The following is a 16,625-nucleotide window of genomic DNA, read 5'->3' on the forward strand; positions in this document are numbered from 1 at the left end:
GTCGCTGAAAAACTCAGCTGTCCTGCTTCAGCGCCTCGATCGCGCGGGCGGTGACCTCGTCCACCTTGCCGAGCGCGGGGATCGTGGCGATCAGACCCTGCTGGCGGTAGTAGTCGATGATCGGCTCGGTCTCCGTGTGGTAGACCTCGAGCCGGGTCCGCACCGCTTCCTCGGTGTCGTCCGAACGCTGGTACAGCTCGCCGCCGCACTCGTCGCAGACGCCCTCGGTCTTCGGCGGGTTGTAGACCGCGTGGAACACGTGGCCGCCGTCGTTGCGGCACAGCCGGCGGCCGGCGATCCGACGGACGACCTCGTCCTCGGGGACCTCCAGGTCCAGCACGCCGTCCAGCGCGATGCCCTGCTCGGCGAGGAACTCGTCCAGCGCCTTCGCCTGGCCCAGGTTGCGCGGGAAGCCGTCCAGCAGGAAGCCGTTGGCGGCGTCCTCCTGGAGCATGCGGTCCTTGGCCATCCCGATGGTGACCTCGTCGGGCACCAGGCGGCCCGCGTCCATGTAGCTCTTGGCCTCGACACCCAGCGGGGTGCCCTGGCCGATGTTGGCGCGGAACAGGTCGCCGGTCGAGATGTGGGGAATGGACAGGGTCTTGGCGAGCAGGTGCGCCTGAGTACCCTTCCCGGCCCCGGGGGGTCCGACGAGGACGATACGCATCAGCGGAGGAACCCTTCGTAATTGCGCTGCTGGAGCTGGCTCTCGATCTGCTTCACAGTTTCGAGTCCGACGCCGACGACGATGAGCACGCTGGTGCCGCCGAACGGGAAGTTGGTCTGCTGTCCGAAGGCGACCAGGGCGATCATCGGGATCAACGCGATCAGGCCCAGGTAGAGCGAACCCGGCCACGTGATGCGGGTGAGCACGTAGTTCAGGTACTCGGCCGTCGGGCGGCCGGCCCGGATACCCGGGATGAACCCACCATACTTCTTCATGTTGTCGGCAACTTCTTCGGGGTTGAAGGAGATCGCGACGTAGAAGAAGGCGAAGAAGACGATCAGCAGGAAGTACGTGGCCATGTAGACCGGGTGGTCGCCGCGGACGAAGTGCTTGGTGATCCAGACCGCCCAGGTCGACTGACTGTTGGTCAGCTGGACCACCAGGGCGGGGATGTACAGCAGCGACGAGGCGAAGATGACCGGGATGACGCCGGCCTGGTTCACCTTGAGCGGGATGTAGGTCGACGTCCCGCCGAAGGCCCGACGGCCGATCATCCGCTTCGCGTACTGGACCGGGATCCGGCGCTGGGCCTGCTCGACGAAGATGACGAGCATCACAACGATGACGCCGATCGCGATGACCGAGAGGAACTCGACCCAGCCGCCGCCGATGGTGCCGGACTGCTTGATCGCCCACATCGAGGTGGGGAACTGCGCGGCGATCGAGGTGAAGATCAGCAGCGACATGCCGTTGCCGATGCCCCGGTCGGTGATGAGCTCACCCAGCCACATGATCACCGTGGTGCCGGCGGTCATGGTCAGGACCATCACGGCGATCCGGAAGACCCCGGTGTCCGGGACGATCTGGTTGGCGTAGACGCACCCGGAGAAAAGGGCGCCGCTGGACGCGGTCGCCACGATCCCGGTGCCCTGGAGCACCGCCAGCGCGATGGTGAGGTAACGGGTGTACTGGGTGATCTTCGCCTGGCCGGCCTGCCCCTCCTTCTTCAGCGCCTCGAGTCGTGGGATCACGACCGTGAGGAGCTGGAGGATGATGCTCGCCGTGATGTACGGCATGATGCCGAGGGCGAAGATCGTCAACTGGAGCAGAGCGCCGCCGGAGAACAGGTTCACCAGGCCGAAGAGCCCGTTGTTCTTGGTCTCCTTGATGCAGGCGTGAACCGCCTCGAAGTCGACCCCGGGTACGGGAACGTGCGAGCCCAGCCGGAACAGCACCATGATGCCCAGCGTGAACAGCAGCTTCTTGCGCAGGTCGGGCGTCTGGAACGCCCGCGCGAACGCACTGAGCACGGTGCCTCCTGCGCCTCCCGCACGTCGTCGGCGGGAGGGTCGGTCCTGGAATGGGGAGTTTGCGGTTCGGGCCCCGTACAGACGGCACAGGCGAGCCTGCGCGCAGCCTACAAGGGAACTCCACGGACTCTAACAGTGCACGGCCACTCGAAAGAAGCGCGTACGGCCTCTCCCCCACTCATGGGGTACGGGATGCCCGGTTTTGCCACACAAAAGAACGAGGGCCCGTTCACCGCAATCCGGACCGCCCGGGCCGGGGAAAGTCCGGAAAAGGCGTGAGCCCCGCGCTTCCCTGAACGGGAAACGCGGGGCTCACGAAGTCAGCGGGCTCAGACGAGCTCGGTGACGGTGCCGCCTGCGGCGACGATCTTCTCGGTGGCGGAGCCGGAGACGGCGTCGACCGTCACCTGCAGGGCAACCGAGATCTCGCCGGTGCCGAGCACCTTGACGAGGGAGTTCTTGCGAACCGCGCCCTTGGCGACCAGGTCCTCGACCGTGACCGAACCACCCTGCGGGTAGAGCTCGGCCAGCTTGTCGAGGTTGACGACCTGGAACGTGATCTTGAACGGGTTCTTGAAGCCCTTCAGCTTCGGCAGGCGCATGTGGAGCGGCATCTGGCCACCCTCGAAGCGCTGCGGAACCTGGTAGCGGGCCTTGGTGCCCTTGGTACCACGACCAGCGGTCTTACCCTTGGACGCCTCGCCACGACCCACACGGATCTTGTCGGTCTTGGCACCCGGGGCGGGACGCAGGTTGTGGATCTTGATCGGGTTCTCGCCCATGATCAGTCCACCTCCTCAACCGTCACGAGGTGACGAACGGTCTGGGCCATCCCACGGATCTCGGGACGGTCCTCCTTCACCACGACGTCGTGCATGCGCTTGAGACCGAGCGAACGCAGGGTGTCACGGTGATTCTGCTTGCTGCCGATGTACGACTTGGTCTGCGTGATCTTGAGGCGAGCCATCAGGCGCTCACCCCAGCAGCACGCGCCCGCAGCAGAGCGGCGGGGGCCACGTCCTCCAGCGGCAGACCACGACGGGCGGCGATCTCCTCGGGGCGCACGAGGCCCTTCAGAGCGGCCACGGTGGCGTGCACGATGTTGATCGCGTTGTCCGAGCCGAGCGACTTCGACAGGATGTCGTGGATGCCGGCGCACTCCAGGACGGCGCGCACCGGACCACCGGCGATAACACCGGTACCGGGGGCGGCGGGCTTCAGGAGCACGACGCCGGCGGCCTTCTCACCCTGGATCGGGTGGGGGATGGTGCCCTGGATACGGGGGACCTTGAAGAAGTTCTTCTTGGCCTCCTCAACACCCTTGGCGATGGCGGCCGGAACCTCCTTCGCCTTCCCGTAACCGACACCCACGGTGCCATCGCCATCGCCCACCACGACCAGCGCGGTGAAGGAGAAACGACGACCACCCTTGACAACCTTGGCGACACGGTTGATCGCGACGACGCGCTCGACGTAAGCGGTCTTCTCGACGGCGGGGGCGTTGCCCCGGTCGTCACGCTTACGGTCGCGCCGCTCGCCACCGGTGCCGCCGCCGGCGCCGCTACCGCGGCGCTGGGGTCCAGCCATTGGAATTACCTCTCTCGATTACGTCCGCCGACAGAGTCGACGAGCGGCTTAGAAGTCGAGCCCGGCCTCGCGAGCCGCGTCCGCCAGGGCGGCGATGCGGCCGGCGTACCGGTTGCCCGCGCGGTCGAAGACGACCGACTCGATGCCGGCAGCCTTGGCGCGCTCGGCGACCAGGCTCCCGACCTTCTTGGCCAGCTCGGTCTTGTCGCCCTCGGCGCCCTTGATGGACACGTCGAGGGTGGACGCCGACGCCAGGGTGTGACCCTTGGCGTCGTCGATGACCTGGGCGACCATGTGACGGTTCGAGCGCGTCACGACGAGGCGCGGACGCACCTCGTTGCCGACGACGCGCTTGCGAACGCGGATCGCGCGGCGCTTGCGAGCGGCGCTCTTGTAGGCGTTGCCCTTGCCGATCTTGACAGAGACACTCATCGCTTACTTACCACTCTTTCCGACCTTGCGGCGGATAACCTCGCCCGCGTACTTGACACCCTTGGCCTTGTACGGGTCGGGCTTGCGCAGCTTGCGGATCTTCGCGGCGACCTCGCCGACCTTCTGCTTGTCGATGCCGTCCACGTGGAACTTGGTGGCGGACTCGACGACGAAGGAGATGCCCTCGGGGGCCTCAACGAGGATCGGGTGGCTGTAGCCCAGCTGGAACTCCATGTCGGAGCCCTTCGCCAGAACTCGGTAGCCGACACCGCTGATCTCCAGCGACTTGCGGTAGCCCGCGGTCACACCGGTGATCATGTTCGCCACCAGCGTGCGGGTCAGGCCGTGCAGGGCCTTCGACTGACGCTCGTCGTTGGGGCGGGTGACAGCCAGAATGCCGTCCTCGCCCTTGCCGATCTCGATCGGCGCGGCGACGACGTGGGTGAGGGAGCCCTTCGGACCCTTCACCGAGACCGTCTGGCCATCGATGGTGACGTCCACGCCAGCGGGGACCTGGATGGGCAGCCGTCCAATGCGCGACATTGCTGTACCTCCGTTTCCCGAATTACCAGACGTAGGCGAGAACTTCTCCGCCTACGCCCTTCTTGGCGGCCTGCTTGTCGGTCAGGAGGCCGGAGGACGTGGAGATGATCGCCACGCCCAGGCCGCCGAGAACCTTCGGCAGGTTGGTGGACTTTGCGTAAACGCGCAGACCCGGCTTGCTGATGCGCTTGATGCCGGCAATGGAGCGCTCACGGTTGGGGCCGAACTTGAGCTCGATGGTCAGCTTCTTGCCGACCTCGCCCTCAACCGGCTCCTCAACCTTGTAGGAGGAGATGTACCCCTCCTGCTGCAGGATCTCGGCGACGTGCGCCTTGATCTTGCTGGCCGGCATCGCCACGGAGTCGTGGTACGCCGAGTTCGCGTTACGCAGACGCGTGAGCATGTCTGCGATGGGGTCGGTCATGGTCATGATGGCCTCAGGCCTCTCTCGCCGCGGTTTCTCCGCGCCAGGTCCCCCTGCCGGACTCTTCCGAGTTCGTCAGGGGCACAAGCGCAGGGGACCTGCGACGTCGTAAGACTGGGTGCGAGCCCTCTCGCAAGAGGGCCACGGACATCCATGGGGAAGCCGTGGCAGGGGGCCCGACCCCACTACCTTACGGGACTCCGTACGGCAGGCCCAAAACGGGCCGGTGTGGGATCGGGCACCTCTGCTTCGCTGGGTGCCCAGGGCACCTGGTCGAGCCTCTTCTCGGAGGACTACCAGGAGCTCTTGGTCACGCCCGGCAGCTCGCCGCGGTGCGCCATCTCACGGAGGCAGACACGGCAGAGGCCGAACTTGCGGTACACCGAGTGCGGACGACCGCAGCGCTGGCACCGGGTGTAGGCCCGGACGCCGAACTTCGGCTTCCGCTCGGCCTTCGCGATGAGGGACTTCTTCGCCATTGGCTCACGCCTCCTTGAACGGGAAGCCCAGAGCACGCAGGAGCGCCCGGCCCTCGTCGTCGGTCTGAGCGGTGGTCACGACGGTGATGTCCATACCGCGCTGACGGTCGACCTTGTCCTGGTCGATCTCGTGGAACATAACCTGCTCGGTCAGACCGAAGGTGTAGTTGCCACGGCCGTCGAACTGCTTCGGCGAGAGGCCGCGGAAGTCACGGATTCGCGGCAGGGCCAGCGAAACCAGACGGTCCAGGAACTCCCACATGCGGTCACCGCGGAGGGTGACGTGGGTGCCGATCGGCTGGCCCTCACGCAGCTTGAACTGCGCGATGGACTTGCGAGCCTTGGTCACGGCCGGCTTCTGGCCGGTGATCGCGGTGAGGTCGCGGATCGCGCCCTCGATCAGCTTGCTGTCACGGGCGGCCTCGCCGACACCCATGTTGACGACGACCTTGACCAGGCCGGGCGTCAGCATGACGTTCTCGTACGAGAACTGCTCCTGCAGCTGACCCTTGATCTCGGAGTTGTAACGCTCCTTGAGACGGGGGGTCACCTTCTCAACAGTCGTCTCAGACATCAGATGTCCTCACCGGTTCGCTTGGCAACGCGGATCTTGTTGCCCTCGTCGTCGAAGCGGTAGCCAACGCGGGTGACGACCTTCTTGCCGTCCTTCTCCACGACCAGCTGGACGTTGGAGACGTGCACCGGGGCCTCGACGGTGACGATGCCACCCTGAGTGCCCGGGCCCGGCTTGGTGTGCTTCTTGACCCGGTTGACACCCTCGACCAGGACCTTGTTCTCGGCGGGCATGGCCTGGATGACCTTGCCCTGCTTGCCGCGGTCCTTGCCGGTGATGACCTGGACCAGGTCACCCTTCTTGATCTTCATGCTGTTCGCCATGAGTTAGAGCACCTCCGGCGCAAGCGAGATGATCTTCATGAACTTCTTGTCGCGCAGCTCGCGGCCCACCGGGCCGAAGATGCGGGTACCGCGGGGGTCGCCATCGGTGTTCTTGAGGACGACAGCGGCGTTCTCGTCGAACCGGATGTACGAACCGTCGGGACGACGGCGCGACTTCACGGTGCGGACGACGACGCACTTGACGACGTCACCCTTCTTGACCGAACCGCCGGGGATCGCGTCCTTGACGGTCGCGACGATGACGTCCCCGATGCCGGCGTAGCGGCGACCGGAACCACCGAGAACGCGGATGCAAAGGATTTCCTTCGCGCCCGTGTTGTCGGCGACTCGCAGTCGCGACTCCTGCTGGATCACAGCTTTCTCCTGATCGTCAACGAGAGCTGACGGGCCGGCCGCTGCTCACACCAGCGCCCGCGAGGGACCTGGTGCACATACGGCCGTACCGCATCAACTTCGTTACTTGGCCTTCTCGAGGATCTCGACGACGCGCCAGCGCTTCGTCGCGGACAGCGGGCGGGTCTCCGCGAGGAGGACCCGGTCGCCGATGCCGCAGGCGTTCGCCTCGTCGTGCGCCTTCAGCTTGTTCGTACGGCGGATGACCTTGCCGTACAGAGCGTGCTTGACGCGGTCCTCGACGGCGACGACGACGGTCTTGTCCATCTTGTCGCTGACGACGAGACCCTCACGGGTCTTGCGGAAACCGCGCGTCTCGTTGGTGTTCTCAGTCATCAGGCGCTCTCCACCGTCTCGATGCCCAGCTCGCGCTCGCGCATCAGGGTGTAGATCCGCGCGATGTCCTTACGGACGAGCTTGAGCCGTCCGTGGTTGTCGAGCTGCCCGGTCGCCGCCTGGAAGCGGAGGTTGAACAGCTCCTCCTTGGCCTCACGGAGCTTGGCAACGAGACCCTCGTTGTCCAGCTCGCGAAGCTCAGCAGCCTTGGTGCCGGCCGACATCAGCTCTCACCTGCCTCGCGCCGGATGATCCGGCACTTCATCGGGAGCTTGTGAGCTGCGCGGGTCAGCGCCTCACGAGCCACCTTCTCGTTGGGGTACGACAGCTCGAACATGACCCGACCCGGGTGCACGTTCGCGATCCACCACTCGGGCGAACCCTTACCGGAACCCATGCGGGTCTCGGCCGGCTTCTTGGTGAGCGGACGGTCCGGGTAGATGTTGATCCAGACCTTGCCGCCACGCTTGATGTGACGGGTGACGGCGATACGAGCGGACTCGATCTGCCGGTTCGTCACGTAGGCCGGGGTGACGGCCTGGATGCCGTACTCGCCGAACGCGAGCTCGGTGCCACCCTTGGAAGCGCCGCGGCGCTTCGGGTGGTGCTGCTTACGGTGCTTGACCCGACGGGGGATCAGCATGACGGTCAGGCCTCCGTTCCGGTGTTCTCGGCAGCCGGAGCCTCGGCGACCGGGGCCGCGGGGGCCTCGGAAGCGGCGGGGCGACGGCCGCGGCCACCACGCTCGCCACCACGGCGCTCGCCACCGCGGGCGGGACGACCACCCTCGGGACGGGCCGGGCGGTTGCCCGAGCGGGCAGCGGCGTTCTCAGCGCGGACCTCGGCGATGTTCTTGACGTCGCCCTTGTAGATCCAGACCTTCACGCCGATGCGGCCGAAGGTGGTCTTGGCCTCGAAGAAGCCGTAGTCGACGTTCGCACGAAGGGTGTGCAGCGGCACACGACCCTCGCGGTAGAACTCCGAACGGCTCATCTCGGCGCCGCCGAGACGACCGGAGCACTGGACCTTGATGCCCTTGGCGCCGGACTTCATGGTGCCCTGCATCGACTTGCGCATGGCACGACGGAAGGAGACGCGGGAGGACAGCTGCTCCGCGACGCCCTGAGCCACGAGCTGGGCGTCCAGCTCGGGGTTCTTGACCTCGAGGATGTTCAGCTGGACCTGCTTGCCGGTCAGCTTCTCGAGGTCGCCGCGGATGCGGTCGGCCTCGGTGCCACGGCGACCGATGACGATGCCGGGACGGGCGGTGTGGATGTCGACGCGGACGCGGTCGCGGGTGCGCTCGATCTCGACCTTGGAGATGCCGGCGCGCTCCATGCCCTTCGTCATCATGCGACGAATGGCAACGTCTTCCTTGACGTAGTCCTTGTACAGCTTGTCGGCGTACCAGCGGGACTTGAAGTCCGTGCTGATGCCGAGGCGGAACCCGTGCGGGTTAACCTTCTGGCCCATTACCGGGTCCCTTCCTTGCTGCTGACGACCACGGTGATGTGGCTGGTCCGCTTGCGGATCCGGTAGGCGCGGCCCTGGGCACGCGGACGGAACCGCTTCAGGGTCGGACCCTCGTCAACGTACGCCTCGCTGATGACGAGGTCGTCCACGTTGGAGTGGTTGTAGTTGTGCGCGGCGTTGGCAATGGCGCTGTCGAGCACCTTGCCCACCGGCACGGTGGCGGCCTGCGGAGCGAAACGCAGGACGGCCTGGGCCTCCGTGGCCGGCAGGCCACGGATGAGGTCCACCACGCGGCGGGCCTTCATGGGCGTGACGCGGATGTACCGCGCCTGGGCCCTGGCTTCCATGGTTGTCCCCTTAATGGAGTAAGTCATTGAGTCGGTCTGGCGGTGAAGCTCAGGCGACTAGCGACGCTTCGACTTGCGGTCGTCCTTGACGTGGCCGCGGAAGGTGCGGGTCGGAGCGAACTCGCCCAGCTTGTGGCCGACCATCGACTCGGTGACGAACACCGGGACGTGCTTGCGACCATCGTGAACCGCGATCGTGTGGCCGAGCATGGCCGGGAAGATCACGGAGCGACGGGACCAGGTCTTGATGACGTTCTGGGTACCCGCCTCGTTCTGCGCGTCCACCTTCTTGAGAAGGTGGCCGTCGATGAAGGGGCCCTTCTTGAGACTGCGCGGCATCTGACCTGCTCCTAGCGCTTCTTGTTGGTCTTGCGGCGGCGCACGATGAGAGCGTCCGACGCCTTCTTCGGGCGACGGGTACGACCCTCCTTCTGGCCCCACGGCGAGACCGGGTGGCGACCACCGGAGGTCTTACCCTCACCACCACCGTGCGGGTGGTCGATCGGGTTCATGGCCACACCACGCACGGTCGGGCGGACGCCCTTCCAGCGCATACGGCCGGCCTTGCCCCAGTTGATGTTCGACTGCTCGGCGTTGCCGACCTCGCCGACGGTCGCGCGGCAGCGCGCGTCCACCAGGCGGATCTCACCGGAGGGCATGCGCAGGTGCGCCATCTTGCCCTCACGCGCCAGCAGCTGGATGCCGGAGCCGGCGGAGCGGGCCAGCTTGGCACCGCCACCGGGACGCAGCTCCACCGCGTGGATGGTGGTACCGACCGGGATGTTGCGCAGCGGCAGGTTGTTGCCCGGCTTGATGTCGGCGCCAGCGCCGTTCTCGATCCGGTCGCCCTGCGTGATGCCGCGCGGCGCGATGATGTAGCGCTTCTCGCCGTCCGCGTAGTGCAGGAGCGCGATGCGCGCGGTGCGGTTCGGGTCGTACTCGATGTGCGCGACCTTGGCCGGCACGCCGTCCTTGTCGTGACGACGGAAGTCGATCACGCGGTAGGCGCGCTTGTGCCCGCCACCCTGGTGGCGAACGGTGATCCGACCGGCGTTGTTACGGCCGCCCTTGCTGTGCAGGGGGCGAACCAGCGACTTCTCCGGCGTGGACCGCGTGATTTCGACGAAGTCGGCCACGCTGGAGCCACGGCGGCCCGGCGTAGTCGGCTTGTACTTGCGGATACCCATTTTCGTCCTCGTCTTGATCGACGATCACGGCCTCCGTCAGGAGGTCGGACCACCGAAGATGTCGATGCGGTTGCCCTCAGCCAGCGTCACGATGGCGCGCTTGGTGTCCTTGCGCTTGCCAAAACCCGTCTTGGAGCGCTTGCGCTTGCCCTGACGGTTGAGCGTGTTGACGGACTCGACCTTGACCGAGAAGACCGCCTCGACGGCCTGCTTGATCTGGGTCTTGTTGGCACCGGGCGACACGACGAACGTGTACTTGTTCTCGTCGAGGAGCGAGTAGCTCTTCTCGGAGATAACCGGCTTCACCAGGACATCACGGGGGTCCGTGAACGTCTTGCTCGTGATCTCTGCAGCCATCAGGCGGCGCTCCCTTCGAGCTCGCCCTCAGCAGCAACGGCCTTGGCGGACGCGGCGGGACCCGCCACGAAACGCTCGAAGGCGGCCTGGGTGAAGACCACATCGTCGGAGACGAGCACGTCGTAGGTGTTCAGCTGACCGGCGTCCAGGATGTGCACGTTCGGCAGGTTGCGGGCGCTCTTCAGACCCAGCTCGTCGGCACGCTCGACGACGAGGAGGATGTTCTTGCGCTCGGTGATCTTGCCGAACAGACCCTTGGCGGCCTTGGTCGACGGCGCCTCGGCCGCGATCACGTCGGTGACGACGTGGATGCGGTTGTGGCGGGCCCGGTCGGTGAGCGCACCGCGCAGAGCGGCGGCGATCATCTTCTTCGGGGTCCGCTGCGAGTAGTCACGCGGCACGGGACCGTGCACGACGCCACCGCCGGCGAACTGCGGCGCACGGGTCGAGCCCTGACGGGCGCGGCCGGTGCCCTTCTGGCGGTACGGCTTCTTGCCGCCACCGCGGACCTCGCCACGAGTCTTGGTCTTGTGGGTGCCCTGACGGGCCGCAGCGAGCTGCGCCACGACGACCTGGTGCATCAGCGGAACGCTGACCTTCGCGTCGAAGATCTCGGCCGGCAGCTCGAGGCTGCCGGTCTTGTCGCCCGAGGGCGACAGGATGTCAATGGTGCTCATATCCTTCACAGCCCCTTCGCCGCGGTGCGGACGAGGACGAGGCCGCCGTTCGGGCCCGGGATCGCACCCTTGATGAGGAGCAGACCCTTCTCCGCGTCAACCGCGTGCACGGTCAGGTTCTGGGTGGTCACACGCTCGTGACCCATCCGGCCGGCCATCTTCAGGCCCTTGAACACGCGGCCCGGGGTGGCGCAGCCACCGATGGAACCGGGCGAACGGTGCTTGCGCTGCACGCCGTGTCCGGCGCCGAGGCCACGGAAGTTGTGACGCTTCATGACACCGGCGAAGCCCTTGCCCTTGGAGGTGCCGGTCACGTCGACCTTGACACCCGCCTCGAACAGCTCGGCGGTGATCTCCTGGCCCAGGGTGTACTCGGACGCGTCCGCGGTACGGAGCTCGACCAGGTGGCGGCGCGGGGTGACACCGGCCTTGGCGAAGTGGCCCGCGAGGGGCTTGTTCACCTTGCGGGGGTCGATCTCGCCGAAGCCGATCTGGACGGCGTCGTAGCCGGCCGGGCTGTCGGCGGTGTGGACCTGGGTCACGACATTGGGCCCAGCCTTGACGACGGTCACCGGAACGACCCGGTTGTTCTCGTCCCAGACCTGGGTCATGCCGAGCTTCTCGCCCAGGATGCCCTTAATCTGCTTAGCCATCTTCGGTGCGCCTCTCAGAGCTTGATCTCGATGTCGACGCCGGCCGGCAGGTCGAGACGCATCAGCGAGTCAACCGTCTTCGGCGTGGGGTCGAGGATGTCGATCAGACGCTTGTGAGTGCGCATCTCGAAGTGCTCGCGCGAGTCCTTGTACTTGTGCGGCGAGCGGATGACGCAGTACACGTTCTTCTCAGTGGGCAGCGGCACCGGGCCCGCGACCTGCGCACCAGTACGGATCACCGTCTCGACGATCTTCTTCGCCGAAGAGTCGATGACCTCGTGGTCGTAGGCCTTGAGCCGGATGCGGATCTTCTGTCCCGCCATGGCTACCTTGTAGTCCTTCTGTCCAGTCGCTGCACGACTTCCCCTCCGACCCCCGCGCTCGGGCGTGTCGCTCTCGCGCTTGCAAAAAACCGGCGATTGACTCGTCGGTTTCAAACTTTCGGGAAAGGGGGAAAAGCCGGGCTGAGACCCCGCACACGCTTCCCGGAAGATTCCCGTACTTTCGCCCCGCAGCTGCCGTGGCGTAACACACACGCTTGACGGCCATCACGGGAACGACGAGTACATGGGACTCGCTTCCGGTCCTCCCGGCGGGAGGCGCGCAGCATCGGCACTCAACCGAGCAACTTGGACATACTGCCACAGGTGGGAGCCGGAAAGCCAATCGGGGCCGGTGAGGCAGGCCTCACCGGCCCCGGTCGGGGGCGCACCGCGGGGGCGGACTACTTCTGGGTCACCCAGGGAGCGATCCTGCCGCACACCACGGGCCAGTCCTCGGTCGACACCCCGGCGCAGTGGAGCGTCTTCTTGTCCGGCTCCGCCTCCCAGTCCTTGACGATCGGGTCGGCGCAGGGCCGCTGCGGCGTCTCCGACTTGACCGGGGCGAACTTCGGGCAGCTGCCGTCCTGCTTCTTGATGTTGTGCGCCCGCCAGGCGTCGATGCCCATCGTGTTGGTCTTCTCGTTCTGCGGCATGTACCGGTCGACCGACCAGGACGCGCCCATGGTGGCGAACAGCGCCAGGGCGCAGACCAGTCCGGCGGCGAGCTGCCTGGTGCCGCGGAGCGGGACGACCGGTCCCGACGCCTCGGTGCGGCCGACCGAGCGGAACGAGCGCTCGACCCAGCCCCGGCCCCGGTCGGTGGCGGCCATCAGACCGGTCACCGCCAGGATGATCAGGCAGTACATGATGATCCAGGTCGTCCGCGGGTAGAGCTGGACCATCTGGTCGTGGGCCATGTGCGAGGCGTAGTAGAAGCGCATCAGCCAGGCGCCGACGAGCACCGCCGCCGCCACCCGGACCACCAGGCTGCGCAGCCCGACGCCGATGCCGATGCCGACCGCGGCGAGCAGCAGCAGCGCGAAGCCGGTCTGGCCGGCCATCTCGCCCGCCTGCGGCCAGGTGTGGTACGTCTCCTGGCCGGAGCGGTCCGAGAGCCAGCCGAGCACGTAGGCCGGGTCGACGTAGTTGACGATGTAGGCGTACCGGTCCGGGGTCGTCGCCCCTTCCTTGGCGATCTGGTACAGCAGCGGCGATCCGATGGCGCCCGCGAGGCCCACCGTGGTGCCCACGAACAGCAGGGTCCGGCGCACGGCGCGGCCGCCGCCGCGCCAGGGGAACAGGAACAGGGTCAGCACGAAGATGCCCGGCGCCGACCAGAGGTACCAGCCCGAGTAGTAGAGGAAGAGCACGCCGAAGACCACGCCGAAGCCCGCGCCGCGCAGCAGCACCGAGCGGGTGGACAGCTCACGGGCCCGGCGCAGCTCGCGCAGGCAGGCCGCCAGCAGCGGCACCAGGATGATCATCGTGACGTGGCTGTAGGGCCGGATCGGGTCCAGGAAGACCAGCACCGAGGGCACCGCGACGGCCAGCGCCCAGAACGGCCGCAGCATGAGCCGCCAGGCCAGGTAGCTCATCGGCCCGGCCAGCGCGGTGAAGAAGATCTGCAGATCGTGCAGGGCGTAGCCCTCGCCGCCGATCCCGCCGTAGTTGAGCTTCGCCCAGAGCGCGATCAGCCCGGGGAACAGCGGCGGGTAGACGCCGGGCAGCCCCTTGTCGTCGAGGATCGACGTGGCCATGTGGATCAGCTGGCTGGGGTCGCCCTCCTGGCCGCCGAGCGGCCACGGGGTGCCGCGCAGCGCGACCACCACTCCCCCGGCGACCACACCGGTCGCCAGGCCCGCGATCGCCCCGCAGACCAGCCGCTGGACCAGCCGGTGCCGGAGGGCCGCGCCCCGGTAGGCGGTATAGACCAGTACCGCGAGCACGGGCAGGCCCAGGAGCGCCGCGAACAGCTGGATCTTCGCCAGTCCGCTGACCTGGCCGATCCGGTTCAGCGGGTTCACGGAGATGTGCGTGCAGAGCAGGGTGAGGAGGAGCGCGGCGGCGACGCTGACGAAGGCCTCGGCGGCGATCTGGACCGAGCGCCGCTCCAGCAGGGCGGCACGGCCCGCTCTCGCGCCCGTCTCCGGCGGCGGTGCGCCGTCGCGATCCGTGCTCGCGGCGCTGTCGACCGCTTCGGGGGCCAGGTTCGTCATCTCAGTCCATTCCGTCGGGCGGCCGCGCGGGACCGCCGGAACTCGGAGGAGCACCTCGTGGCTCCCGTGCGGTGGACGGGCCGTCGACCACGGATCCGTGCGGCTCCCCGCCGGCGCGCCGCTCCCGGGGCGTCCGATCCGACCGGGGCGGGTGGGGCGTCGGGTCCACCCGGGACCCTCCGGATCGCACCGGGAAGTCTGCCACGCGGCCCTGGGCCAGGCCAATGTGTCCAACGGGGTGACGCCCTCGCCGCTCGGCCGCGTTGCGCCCCGCCGCCGGGTCGACCCCTTCGGGCAGTCGAACGTCCGGCGCGGCCCCAGTGTTCATCTGCCGGGCGCAACCCTTTCCCCGCGGCGGTGGTCTGTACAGGTGGCGTTCGAACGACTCCCGCGCGCCTGGCAGAATCGAGGCTCGGCCCCACGGCCCCACGGCCCCACGGCCCCGGCACCCCTCCGGCCGGCCCACGCGGTCGTCCGACGTCGGCCCCGCACCCTGATCACTACCCCTGAAGGACTCTCGGACAGTGACGAGCGCACCGACAGCCGCCCCCGACCTGACCAGACAGCCCCCGGCGCCCCGGGGCCACCGCGGCTCCTCGGCCCTCCGGGGCCGGCCGGCCTTCTCCCTGATCGCGGAAGGCCTGACGGCCGTCGCTGCGGCGCTGCTGATGACCGCGGCCGCGTCGACCGTCGAACTGAACCCGATGATGCGAATAGGCCAGGTCAGCGGGCTGGCCGCGCTCCAGCTCCGGCTGCTGCTGCTGCTCGGCGTCGTGCTGGTGGCCTGCGCCTGGCTGATGCGCCGCCGGCCGCTCGCCCCGGTCCGCTACGCCGCCGCCGCGGTCTCCGGCCTCGCCTCCGGCGTCACGGCCGCCGGGGTGTCGCTCGCGCTGCGCGACACCACCTGGCCGCTGGGCGGCCAGAACGGCGACGCCGGGAACCTCCAGGCCTGGGCCAACGCCCTGATGGAGGGCAAGTCGCTCGACGGCGGCTACCCCCCGGTCTACCCGCACCTGATCGCCTGGACCGCCGAGTACCTCACCGACGGCCAGACCGCGCACGCCCTCAAGCTGGTCGGCCTGCTGTTCGTCGCCCTGCTCGGGCCCGCCGCCTACCTGGCCTGGCGGCTGCTGCTGCCCCCGCTCTGGGCGCTGGGCATCGGCGTGACCGCGGCGCTGCCGATGATGCAGCCGTACAAGCCCTACACCAACATCGTGCTGGTGGCGTTCGTGCCGGTGCTGGCCAAGCTGATCCAGACCGTCCAGCGCTCGCCCCGGCTGCCGCGCCGGAAGGCCGCCGTCACCGGCGGCGTCCTCGGCCTGCTGCTCGGCCTGATGTTCATCGTCTACTCGGGCTGGTTCGTCTGGTCCGCCGCGGGGGCCGTGGTCCTCACCGCCGTCGTCCTGGTCCGGCTCCGGCGGACCGCCGGCACCGGCGGCCTGGTCGCCGCCGGGTACACGCTCGGCGCCGCCACCGCGGGCTTCCTCGCCGTGGCCGGGCTCAGCCTCTACCGGCTGCTCTCCTCCGCCGGTGCGACGGTCGACCGCTACTGCTACTTCGACACCTACACCGAGCCCACCTACTTCGCGATGTGGCGCGACGACCTGCCCGGGACGGACGCGCTGAGTACCTGGCCGCTGCCCGGCGAGCTCGGCGGCGTGGGCGTGTTCACGATCCTCCTGCTGGTGGGGCTGGGGGTCGCCCTGACCCTCGGCATCGACCGGGCCTCGGTGCTCGTGCCCGCCGCCTGCGCCGCGAGCGCCCTGCTGATGCGCTACTGGTACGCCTCCCACATGGAGAGCAACCAGGCGGTCATGCTCTACCCGCGGACCAGCGCCCAACTGCTCCACTGCCTGCTGCTGCTCACCGGCCTCGCCTGCTTCCTGGTGGCCCGTCGCAACGCCGACGCCGGCGCCGCCCTCGGTGTGGTGCGGCTCTCCCGGCGCCCCGGCCCCCGTGCGGTGGCCGTCGGCTCGCTCTGCGCGCTGGGCCTGCTGTTCGGGATGGCCGGCTCGGCCACCGCCGACAAGTTCATGCCGAAGCAGGACGGCGGCACCGGCGCCCTCGCCTGGACCGCCCAGGTCACCGCCGACTACAACGGCCACTGCTCCGCCTACGCGCCGGGCGGCACCTGCAAGCAGCCCGGGGACCCGGCCACGGTCGGGGTGCCCGAGCCGGACCTGGGGGTCCTGACCTGCTCGCACCTCGGCCCCTTCCCGAACGCCCGGCGGCCCTGACCGGCGGGGCCCGCCCGGAGGGCGTCGCCCCGGCGCCCTCCGACCGGAAAGCCCCGAACAGAACGG

At 68.1% G+C, this 16,625-nt stretch carries 25 protein-coding genes; 1 reads left to right on the plus strand and 24 read right to left on the minus strand.

All coding sequences use genetic code 11. The features are described 5' to 3' along the window. Positions 1-13: 13 nt before the first annotated feature. From BI06_RS21620 to BI06_RS21735, 24 genes are all read right to left on the minus strand, one after another. On the minus strand, positions 14-667 hold the full coding sequence (locus BI06_RS21620) for an adenylate kinase (protein ID WP_030393309.1): 654 nt from the start codon (positions 665-667) through the stop codon (positions 14-16). Beyond that, positions 667-1,977 (minus strand): preprotein translocase subunit SecY, encoded by a 1,311-nt coding sequence (gene secY, locus BI06_RS21625; RefSeq protein WP_030393308.1) that lies wholly within the window; start codon positions 1,975-1,977, stop codon positions 667-669. Before secY ends, BI06_RS21620 begins: the two co-directional genes overlap by 1 nt. Before the next feature lie 329 nt (positions 1,978-2,306). Then, positions 2,307-2,759 (minus strand): 50S ribosomal protein L15, encoded by a 453-nt coding sequence (gene rplO, locus BI06_RS21630; protein ID WP_030393307.1) that lies wholly within the window; start codon positions 2,757-2,759, stop codon positions 2,307-2,309. A 2-nt stretch (positions 2,760-2,761) separates the two neighbouring features. Continuing rightward, complete coding sequence (gene rpmD / locus BI06_RS21635; RefSeq protein ID WP_030251557.1) at positions 2,762-2,944, minus strand: 50S ribosomal protein L30; 183 nt, start codon at positions 2,942-2,944, stop codon at positions 2,762-2,764. Next, positions 2,944-3,564 carry a 30S ribosomal protein S5 gene (gene rpsE / locus BI06_RS21640; protein WP_030393306.1) on the minus strand — a complete coding sequence of 207 codons (621 nt, stop codon included), beginning with the start codon at positions 3,562-3,564 and terminating at the stop codon, positions 2,944-2,946. The genes rpmD and rpsE overlap by 1 nt, the downstream gene beginning before the upstream one ends. A 48-nt stretch (positions 3,565-3,612) precedes the next feature. After that, the gene (rplR, locus tag BI06_RS21645; protein ID WP_030393305.1) at positions 3,613-3,996 is read right to left on the minus strand and encodes a 50S ribosomal protein L18; all 384 of its coding nucleotides are present in this window, start codon (positions 3,994-3,996) and stop codon (positions 3,613-3,615) included. A 3-nt stretch (positions 3,997-3,999) separates the two neighbouring features. After that, entirely contained in the window at positions 4,000-4,539 is a 540-nt protein-coding gene (gene rplF / locus BI06_RS21650; RefSeq protein WP_030393304.1) for a 50S ribosomal protein L6, read from the minus strand. Positions 4,540-4,561: 22 nt separating this feature from the next. Then, positions 4,562-4,969 carry a 30S ribosomal protein S8 gene (rpsH, locus tag BI06_RS21655; protein ID WP_030055831.1) on the minus strand — a complete coding sequence of 136 codons (408 nt, stop codon included), beginning with the start codon at positions 4,967-4,969 and terminating at the stop codon, positions 4,562-4,564. Between the two features lie 287 nt (positions 4,970-5,256). Then, on the minus strand, positions 5,257-5,442 hold the full coding sequence (locus BI06_RS21660) for a type Z 30S ribosomal protein S14 (protein ID WP_030393303.1): 186 nt from the start codon (positions 5,440-5,442) through the stop codon (positions 5,257-5,259). A gap of 4 nt (positions 5,443-5,446) precedes the next feature. Further along, a complete protein-coding gene (rplE, locus tag BI06_RS21665; RefSeq protein ID WP_030393302.1) occupies positions 5,447-6,016 on the minus strand; it encodes a 50S ribosomal protein L5 in 570 nt (189 codons plus the stop codon). Continuing rightward, positions 6,016-6,327 (minus strand): 50S ribosomal protein L24, encoded by a 312-nt coding sequence (rplX, locus tag BI06_RS21670; protein ID WP_030055828.1) that lies wholly within the window; start codon positions 6,325-6,327, stop codon positions 6,016-6,018. Before rplX ends, rplE begins: the two co-directional genes overlap by 1 nt. A gap of 15 nt (positions 6,328-6,342) precedes the next feature. Beyond that, positions 6,343-6,714 (minus strand): 50S ribosomal protein L14, encoded by a 372-nt coding sequence (gene rplN / locus BI06_RS21675; protein WP_030393301.1) that lies wholly within the window; start codon positions 6,712-6,714, stop codon positions 6,343-6,345. A 102-nt stretch (positions 6,715-6,816) separates the two neighbouring features. Then, positions 6,817-7,089, minus strand: coding sequence for a 30S ribosomal protein S17 (gene rpsQ, locus BI06_RS21680; protein WP_030055826.1), 273 nt, complete (start codon positions 7,087-7,089; stop codon positions 6,817-6,819). Continuing rightward, complete coding sequence (gene rpmC / locus BI06_RS21685) at positions 7,089-7,313, minus strand: 50S ribosomal protein L29 (protein ID WP_030393300.1); 225 nt, start codon at positions 7,311-7,313, stop codon at positions 7,089-7,091. Before rpmC ends, rpsQ begins: the two co-directional genes overlap by 1 nt. Beyond that, the gene (gene rplP / locus BI06_RS21690; protein ID WP_030393299.1) at positions 7,313-7,732 is read right to left on the minus strand and encodes a 50S ribosomal protein L16; all 420 of its coding nucleotides are present in this window, start codon (positions 7,730-7,732) and stop codon (positions 7,313-7,315) included. The genes rpmC and rplP overlap by 1 nt, the downstream gene beginning before the upstream one ends. Before the next feature lie 5 nt (positions 7,733-7,737). Continuing rightward, on the minus strand, positions 7,738-8,562 hold the full coding sequence (gene rpsC / locus BI06_RS21695) for a 30S ribosomal protein S3 (protein WP_030393298.1): 825 nt from the start codon (positions 8,560-8,562) through the stop codon (positions 7,738-7,740). Further along, the gene (gene rplV / locus BI06_RS21700; protein ID WP_030055822.1) at positions 8,562-8,909 is read right to left on the minus strand and encodes a 50S ribosomal protein L22; all 348 of its coding nucleotides are present in this window, start codon (positions 8,907-8,909) and stop codon (positions 8,562-8,564) included. The genes rpsC and rplV overlap by 1 nt, the downstream gene beginning before the upstream one ends. A gap of 57 nt (positions 8,910-8,966) precedes the next feature. Continuing rightward, positions 8,967-9,248, minus strand: a complete 282-nt coding sequence (gene rpsS, locus BI06_RS21705) for a 30S ribosomal protein S19 (protein WP_030055821.1) — start codon at positions 9,246-9,248, stop codon at positions 8,967-8,969. An 11-nt stretch (positions 9,249-9,259) separates the two neighbouring features. Next, positions 9,260-10,096 carry a 50S ribosomal protein L2 gene (rplB, locus tag BI06_RS21710; protein ID WP_030393297.1) on the minus strand — a complete coding sequence of 279 codons (837 nt, stop codon included), beginning with the start codon at positions 10,094-10,096 and terminating at the stop codon, positions 9,260-9,262. Between the two features lie 36 nt (positions 10,097-10,132). After that, the gene (gene rplW / locus BI06_RS21715; protein WP_030393296.1) at positions 10,133-10,453 is read right to left on the minus strand and encodes a 50S ribosomal protein L23; all 321 of its coding nucleotides are present in this window, start codon (positions 10,451-10,453) and stop codon (positions 10,133-10,135) included. Next, on the minus strand, positions 10,453-11,130 hold the full coding sequence (rplD, locus tag BI06_RS21720) for a 50S ribosomal protein L4 (RefSeq protein ID WP_030393295.1): 678 nt from the start codon (positions 11,128-11,130) through the stop codon (positions 10,453-10,455). Before rplD ends, rplW begins: the two co-directional genes overlap by 1 nt. A gap of 5 nt (positions 11,131-11,135) precedes the next feature. Continuing rightward, positions 11,136-11,783: a 50S ribosomal protein L3 gene (rplC, locus tag BI06_RS21725; protein ID WP_030393294.1), complete on the minus strand. Its 648-nt coding sequence runs from the start codon at positions 11,781-11,783 to the stop codon at positions 11,136-11,138. 14 nt (positions 11,784-11,797) lie between these two features. Then, positions 11,798-12,106 (minus strand): 30S ribosomal protein S10, encoded by a 309-nt coding sequence (rpsJ, locus tag BI06_RS21730; protein ID WP_012785157.1) that lies wholly within the window; start codon positions 12,104-12,106, stop codon positions 11,798-11,800. 401 nt (positions 12,107-12,507) lie between these two features. Next, entirely contained in the window at positions 12,508-14,322 is a 1,815-nt protein-coding gene (locus BI06_RS21735) for a hypothetical protein (RefSeq protein ID WP_043470749.1), read from the minus strand. A gap of 524 nt (positions 14,323-14,846) precedes the next feature. Here BI06_RS21735 and BI06_RS21740 point away from each other — a divergent pair. Beyond that, positions 14,847-16,559 (plus strand): hypothetical protein, encoded by a 1,713-nt coding sequence (locus BI06_RS21740; RefSeq protein WP_043470752.1) that lies wholly within the window; start codon positions 14,847-14,849, stop codon positions 16,557-16,559. Positions 16,560-16,625: the final 66 nt, after the last annotated feature.

Origin of the sequence: Kitasatospora sp. MBT66 (assembly GCF_000710405.2) — a bacterium.
GTDB classification, from domain to species: Bacteria; Actinomycetota; Actinomycetes; order Streptomycetales; family Streptomycetaceae; genus Kitasatospora; species Kitasatospora purpeofusca.